The organism is Jiella avicenniae, from assembly GCF_021390325.1.
GTDB classification, from domain to species: Bacteria; Pseudomonadota; Alphaproteobacteria; order Rhizobiales; family Rhizobiaceae; genus Jiella; species Jiella avicenniae.
Window position 1 is genome coordinate 404484 of record NZ_JAJUWU010000001.1, and the last position, 6631, is coordinate 411114.

The 6631-nt window shown below is 68.9% G+C and carries 6 protein-coding genes; all 6 read right to left on the bottom strand.

From position 1 onward, the window contains the following. Positions 1–93: 93 nt before the first annotated feature. The 6 genes from LZD57_RS01965 to lgt all read right to left on the bottom strand — a co-directional run bounded on the left by LZD57_RS01965 (position 94) and on the right by lgt (position 6455). Positions 94–1026, bottom strand: coding sequence for a ribose-phosphate pyrophosphokinase (locus LZD57_RS01965; protein ID WP_233717425.1), 933 nt, complete (start codon positions 1024–1026; stop codon positions 94–96). A 398-nt stretch (positions 1027–1424) separates the two neighbouring features. Continuing rightward, positions 1425–2342 (bottom strand): hypothetical protein, encoded by a 918-nt coding sequence (locus LZD57_RS01970; RefSeq protein WP_233717426.1) that lies wholly within the window; start codon positions 2340–2342, stop codon positions 1425–1427. A gap of 127 nt (positions 2343–2469) precedes the next feature. Then, positions 2470–3621: a M24 family metallopeptidase gene (locus LZD57_RS01975; RefSeq protein WP_233717427.1), complete on the bottom strand. Its 1152-nt coding sequence runs from the start codon at positions 3619–3621 to the stop codon at positions 2470–2472. 6 nt (positions 3622–3627) lie between these two features. Beyond that, positions 3628–4431, bottom strand: a complete 804-nt coding sequence (gene pgeF, locus LZD57_RS01980; RefSeq protein WP_233717428.1) for a peptidoglycan editing factor PgeF — start codon at positions 4429–4431, stop codon at positions 3628–3630. A gap of 33 nt (positions 4432–4464) precedes the next feature. Next, entirely contained in the window at positions 4465–5568 is a 1104-nt protein-coding gene (locus LZD57_RS01985) for a class I SAM-dependent methyltransferase (RefSeq protein WP_233717429.1), read from the bottom strand. Beyond that, positions 5565–6455: a prolipoprotein diacylglyceryl transferase gene (gene lgt, locus LZD57_RS01990; RefSeq protein WP_233717430.1), complete on the bottom strand. Its 891-nt coding sequence runs from the start codon at positions 6453–6455 to the stop codon at positions 5565–5567. The genes LZD57_RS01985 and lgt overlap by 4 nt, the downstream gene beginning before the upstream one ends. Between the last annotated feature and the right edge of the window lie 176 nt (positions 6456–6631).

The following is a 6631-nucleotide window of genomic DNA, read 5'->3' on the forward strand; positions in this document are numbered from 1 at the left end:
TGGGTTTGCTGCGGTGCATCGGTGTCACGCCGGTCGCACGGCATTCCTGCCTGCCACCGCGTCACGGCTGCCGCGGCGCGCGGCCTTGCCGGCTCAGTCGAAGAGGCTGGAAACCGACTCCTCCGACGCCGTGCGGGCGATCGCTTCGCCGAGCAGGTTGGCCGTCGTCACGACCCGGATGTTCTCGGCCTCTTCGATCGCCCTGGTCGGCTGGATCGAATCGGTGATCACCAGTTCCTTCAGGCTGGAGGCGGCGATGCGCCGCACCGCGCCACCCGACAGGACGCCATGGGTGATGTAGGCCGAAGCGCTGGTGGCGCCCGCCTTCATCAGCGCATCGGCAGCGTTGCAGAGCGTGCCGCCGGAATCGATGATGTCGTCGATGAGGATGCAGTTGCGGCCGGTGACGTCGCCGATGATGTTCATCACCTCGGACTCGCCGGGCCGGTCGCGGCGCTTGTCGACGATGGCGAGCGGGGCGTCGAGCCGCTTGGCGAGGGCCCGTGCCCGGACCACGCCGCCGACGTCCGGCGAGACCACCATCAGGTTTTCGAGGTCCTGATGCTCCTTGATGTCGCGGGCGAGCAGCGGCACGGCGAAGAGATTGTCGGTGGGAATGTCGAAGAAGCCCTGGATCTGGCCGGCATGGAGATCGAGGGTCATCACCCGGTCGGCACCCGCCTCGGTGATCAGATTGGCCACCAGCTTCGCGGAGATCGGCGTGCGGCCGCCGGCCTTCCGGTCCTGCCGGGCATAGCCGAAATAGGGGAGCACCGCGGTGATGCGCCTCGCCGAAGCCCTGCGCATGGCGTCGATGATGATGAGGAGTTCCATCAGGTGGTCGTTGGCGGGAAACGACGTCGACTGGATGACGAAGACGTCCTCGCCGCGCACGTTCTCCTGGATCTCGACGAAGATCTCCTGATCGGCGAAGCGGCGAACCATCGCCTGGCCGAGCGGCAGTTCGAGATAGTCGCCGATCGATTCCGCCAGGGCGCGATTGGAGTTGCCGCTGAAGAGCTTCATCGCCCTCTTTCCGTTCGATCGCGAGGCGGAGAAATCTTTTTTGCGCAAGCTGCCATTCCTTCCGGGCCAGATCGCAGGCAAGCTGGTCGCCAACGCTTCGAGCGCCGCTCCCGCCTGCGGTCACGGACGCCGCCGAACTCGAATTTCGCGCTGCGCCGGCTTCGGCGAAGGGCGCGAACCTCAGGTCGGAATGGCGGGGCCGTCGCCGGATCCATCATCGCCCGATCTGCGGAAGGACGCTCTAGCACCCTTCGCCAAAACTTCAACCCGACTCGTGTGCGCTGCCGCATGATGGTGAACGAAGCGCGACGGTCGGCGTCGTTTTCCCTCGGCGCCTTTCGGGCCAGCGGATGCCGGGCCTCGGACGGCGTTTCGCGAGACGCATCACCGGGTTCGCGTCAGCCGACGTCGGCGTCCAGGCTGGCGGCCTGCCGGAACGTCTCCCGTGCGACCTTGCGGAGCGCGTCGAGATCGACCTGCGACCATGGGTCCGAATTCGTCCCGGCGACGCGCTCCTGCCCCTGGATGCGGCGGATGCGCTGGTCGTTTTCGTCCAGCACGTCCCAGACATAGACCAGCACGGTCTCGCCGCCATCGGTGAAGGCGGAGAAATAGCCCTTGAGGCGCAGCGGCGCGACCGGCCCGCTCGCCGGCCGAATCCGGACGCCGGCCTGCTGGGATTCCTCGGAGAGGGCGCGGGCGAGCAGTTCGGCCTCCCTTTGCGGCGCGCCGACGACGGGGAGGAACTGGACTTCGGTGCGGCCCGAGGCCGCCGATGGCTGGCGGGGGGCGCCGAGCGAGGCCTGCTGCCGCGGCGCCTCGTCGGCGACCGGGGAGGGCGGGGTCTCGTCCAGAGGCGCAACGGCCGATCCGTCGTCCACCGGCTCCGGCAGCGACGCGACCTCGGACTGCGCCGAAGGGGGCGGTGTATCCCGGGGAGAGCTTCGCGCCGGATAGCCGACCGGTTGCGGCCCGGTGTTCCAGCGCAGATTGGAGGACGAACTGGCAGTCGCCAACCGCTGCGAGGGCGGCGCCAGCGGGCTTCCCCGAACCGGGGAGGCGGGCGGCAGCGGCGCGGCTGCGACGTTTCCGGAGGGAGCCGCGGCGACCGGCGCCGCGTCGGCCAAGGCCGACGCGGAGGCGGGCGGTGCGCCGAGCGTCGACGTCGAGCCGATGTCGGCGGGCGGGATCGGGCCGTTCGGTCCCATGGCGATCGACAGGTCGGTGCCCGTGCAGCCCGACAGGGCGATGCCCATGCCCGCGGTCAACAGGGTGCCGCAGTGCAAGAGTCTTTCCGTCACCGGTTTCGTTGCCACGGGCGATCTCCTTCCGGCCGTGTTTCGGCATCGAAGCAGAGTCGACAATGCCGCCCGGGTCGGAAGAAAACGTTAAAGTCGTCGCTTTTCGCCGCGCCGCATCACGATGCCGGTTCCCGCGGTGATCTCAGGCGACCACCGAGAGGTCGAGCGACAGTCGGGAAAGCGGCTCGGGCTCGGTCTCGGTGGTGAGGTAGGTGCGGCCGAGGGTCATCGCCGTGCCGGTGTCGGAATCCATGATGATCATGTGGGCGAACAGCGTCATGTTCGGCTGGATCACCGCCGGGCTGCCGACATGGAACATCGGCGGATCCATCCATGACGGGGCGTAGCGGGCGCCGAGAGAATATCCGCAGGCCGAAAGCCGGTGGCGTGTCAGCTCATGCGCTTCCATCACCCCGGCATGGGCGTCGAAGACGTCGCCGAACGTATGGTCCGGCCGCATCACCGCCTCGACGGCGGCAAGCGCCTCGCGGGCTGCTGCATGCAGCTCGACATGCCGCTGGCTCGGCTCGCCGACGACGACGGTGCGCATCAGCGCCGCATGGTACTGCGCCTTCACGCCCGCCCATTCGAGGGTGAGCTGGTCGCTGGCCTCGAGCCTGCGGCGGCCGGACTTGTAGCGGCAGAGCAGGGCGTCGCGTCCCGAACCGACGATGAAGGGATTGGCCGGATAGTCGCCGCCCCGCCTCAGGACGTGGCCCTGCATGGCCGCCAGGATCTCCGCCTCGTCTGCGCCCGGCACGATCAGCGGGAGAGCCTCCTCGAAGGCCTCGTCGGCCAGGAGCGCGGCTTCGCGCACATGGGCGATCTCGGCCTCGCTCTTGACCGCACGCAGCATCGGCACGAGGTCGGAGGCGTCTTTCAAAGAGGCGAAGGAGCCGAGCCGCTCGTTGACGCCGAGGCCGGCCATGCCGGTCAGACCGTGGGTCAGCCACTCGACGCCGACGCGCATGCCGAGAAGACCCATGTCGTCGAGCATGTTGCGCAGTTCGATGACCGGATCGGCATTGCCGCGGTCGCGCCAGATGACGATCGCCTCGAGGATCGAGGTATGTCGGGCCTGCCTGAGATCGGCCGAGCGGGTCAGAAGCTGCATCTGGCCGTCGGCCGTCAGCACCAGGCATTGGAAGAAGCAGAAACCGAAGCTGTCGTAGCCGGTCAGCCAGTACATCGACTCCTGCGAGAACAGCAGCATGGCGTCGAGCTTGCGGTTCGCCATTTCCGCGAGCGTGCGCTCGCGGCGCGTGTCGAATTCGGCGCGTTCGAAGTGGAGCATGTCGGTTCAGTCCCGCAATGCGATCGCCGCGAGCTGCCGTCCGTAATCGGGCTCGCCGCGATGGGTGGTGCGGCGGAAGGAATAGAAGTTGTCCGGCTCGCCATAGGTGCAGCGGCCGACGAGGCCGGCCTTTACACCCGCTGTTTCGAGACGCCGGACGATGAAGCCGGGAAGGTCGAACTGCCGCTTGTCCGGAGCCTTTCCCGGCTGGAAGAAGCGCTCGCGCTCCGGGTCGTCTTCGACGAAGGCGGCGACCATCTCGAGGCCGACCTCGTAGTTCGGCTGGGTGATGGTCGGGCCGAGGATCGCGGTGATCGAGCCGCGTCTGGCGCCCGCCTTTTCCATCGCGGCGATCGTCGCTTCCAGGACGCCGCCGAGCGCTCCGCGCCAGCCCGCATGGGCGGCCGCGACGACGCCGTGGTCATGATCGGCGAAGAGCACCGGCCCGCAATCGGCGGTGACGACACCGACGCAAAGGCCGGGGGTGGCCGTGACGATGCCGTCGACGCGCGGACGCTCGCCGGAAAAGGGTGCCTCGACGATCACCGCCTCGGCGGAATGCACCTGCCAGGGCGTCGCCAGCCGGTCGGGCGCAAGGCCGAGCGTCGCCGTCGCCCGCGCCCGGTTCTCGGCAACGTGGGACGCCTCGTCCTTCGATCCGGCGCCGGCGTTGAGGCCGTCGTACAGCCCGGTCGAAACGCCGCCGCGGCGCGTGAAGAAGCCATGCGCGACCCTCTCGCCCGAAAGCTCGGGCGCGCGGATCACGTCGTCGTCCTTCAGCGCTCGGGCGCGTGTGGTGCTATCGGCCATGGGCGCGGATCGTGGTGGAGCTTCGAGGCGAAGTCAATCTGACGCTGCGGCAAAGAACGGGGGAAGAGGGACCGGTGCCGTCGCCACGGCGAGGACCTTGAACAGCGCGCCCATCTCTCCCGCGCCGCGCCCCGCCAGCCGGGCGACGGCCCGTTCGATGTCGGCTCGCCCCTTGGCGTCGAGCGGCGCGCCGAGCCTGCCCGCCCGCTCCAGGAGACCGAGGGCGAGGAGGAAGTCACCCTGCTCGACGACCGGCGAAACGGCGAGCCCACGGCTGGAAAAGATCTGCGACAGGCCGGCGAAATCCACGTGACTGGTCAGATCGGCCTCGCCCGGCCGGTCGAGCGGATCGGCATGGGCGTGGGCGCGCACTGCCTGCAGCGTATCCCCGAACGCGCTCGTCGCATGGCCGTAGTCGATGAAGAGGCCCGCCCCGGTCTCCGTGGCGAAGCGGTCGGCGAGGGCTGCGGCGAGGGCGGCCCGCTCCGGCGAGACTTCGAAGACGGCGCCTGCGGCCGGCGGATGGGGCATGGCTTCGTCCGGCAGCGGCGGGTGCGGGCGGGCGCAAAGCACGAATTCCAGCCGTCCCGCCTCCGACAGGCCGACGCAGCGTTCTCGAAAGGTCTCGCCGTCGAAGACGAACTGGCGGATGGCGAGCGCGTCGAAGAGTTCGTTGGTGACGATCACGGCCGGGCCGGGGGGGAGTTCGGCGATGCGCCGATGGCGCCGGACCGGCAGGTCGAAGCGCGAAAGCGTCTCCGCCTGGATCGCCGCCAGCGTCTCGCTGGTCTCGACGAGATGAATGCTCGCGCTGGCGAGGCAGGCGGGCGCCGCGCGGCGCAGGGTCCTCAGCATGTCGGCCATCAGCGTGCCGCGCCCCGGGCCGATCTCGACGAGCCGAAACGGCCGCGGCTGGCCGAGCGATGCCCAGACGCCGGCGACCCAGGCGCCGATCAGCTCGCCGAACATCTGGCTGATCTCCGGCGCGGTCACGAAGTCGCCGGCCCGGCCGAGCGGGTTCTTCGTGGCGTAATAGCCGGCGGAGCGGTCGAACAGCGCGAGGTTCCAGAACCGGTCGATGCCGATCGGCCCCTCGCGGCGAATGAGATCGGCGATCCTGTGGGCGAGGTCGTTCAAGGGCGGGCGGTGTCCTCTGCCTTGGCGCCGGCATGCTCGCCGTCTTTCGGCTCGTAGGCGACGGGTTTTGCGGTGGCGATCGCCCAGAGGCCGACGAGAATCATCGGGAAGGAGAGGACCATCCCCATGGTCAGCCAGCCGCCATAGAGATAGCCGAGCTGTTCGTCCGGCATGCGGAAGAAGGCTTCGACGATGGTCCGGAAGATGCCGTAGAACAGAATGAAGATGCCGCCCGTCAGCCGCGGCCTGCCGAGCGTCTTGAACGCGTGGGTGGCGACGAGAAGGATGAGGAAGAGGACGATGCCTTCGAGCGCGGCCTCGTAAAGCTGGCTCGGATGGCGCGGCTCGGGACCGCCGGTCGGAAACACCATCGCCCACGGAACGTTCGACGGCGAGCCCCAGAGCTCGCTGTTGATGAAGTTGGCGAGACGGCCGAAGAACAGGCCGAAGGGCACCGAAGCCGCGACGACGTCGATCAGGCTGAACAAAGGCACCTTGTACTGCCGGCAGAACAGGATCAGCGCCAGGGTCACGCCGACCAGACCGCCGTGAAACGCCATGCCGCCGTCCCAGACGGAAAAGACGGTGAGCGGATCGGCGAGATATTGCAGCGGATTGTAGAACAGGACGTAGCCGAGCCGGCCGCCGAGGACGATGCCGAGGACGAGATAGAGGATCATGTCGTCGATCTGCAGCTTGGTGATCGGCGAGACGCCGTTCGGCCAGAGCCGGGTGTCGGCCACGAGATAACGCCCGTAGAGCCAGCCGCACAGAATGCCGGCGACATAGGCGAGGCCGTACCAGTGGAGCGCGATCGGCCCGATCTGCAGGAACACCGGATCGATGTTCGGATAGGCCAGCACGCCGAAGGTCTGGAGAGAGAGCATGGTCGAAGCGGGCCTCGTCGCGCGTGGTCATGGACGCCCTGCCGTCGGTGCGGCCGCGTCGCAGCCCTCATAAGGCCAAGCGGCGACGCTTTGAAGACCGGCCGGGGGGGGGGGGGGGGGGGGCGCGGGCGCGGGGCGCCCGGCGCGCGGGGGCCGGCCCCCGCGGGGGGCCCCCG

Coding starts and splice junctions, on each gene's coding strand:
- LZD57_RS01965 (WP_233717425.1), bottom strand. CDS start 1,026: ATGAAGCTCTTCAGCGGCAACTCCAATCGCGCCCTGGCGGAATCGATC.
- LZD57_RS01975 (WP_233717427.1), bottom strand. CDS start 3,621: ATGCTCCACTTCGAACGCGCCGAATTCGACACGCGCCGCGAGCGCACG.
- pgeF (WP_233717428.1), bottom strand. CDS start 4,431: ATGGCCGATAGCACCACACGCGCCCGAGCGCTGAAGGACGACGACGTG.
- lgt (WP_233717430.1), bottom strand. CDS start 6,455: ATGCTCTCTCTCCAGACCTTCGGCGTGCTGGCCTATCCGAACATCGAT.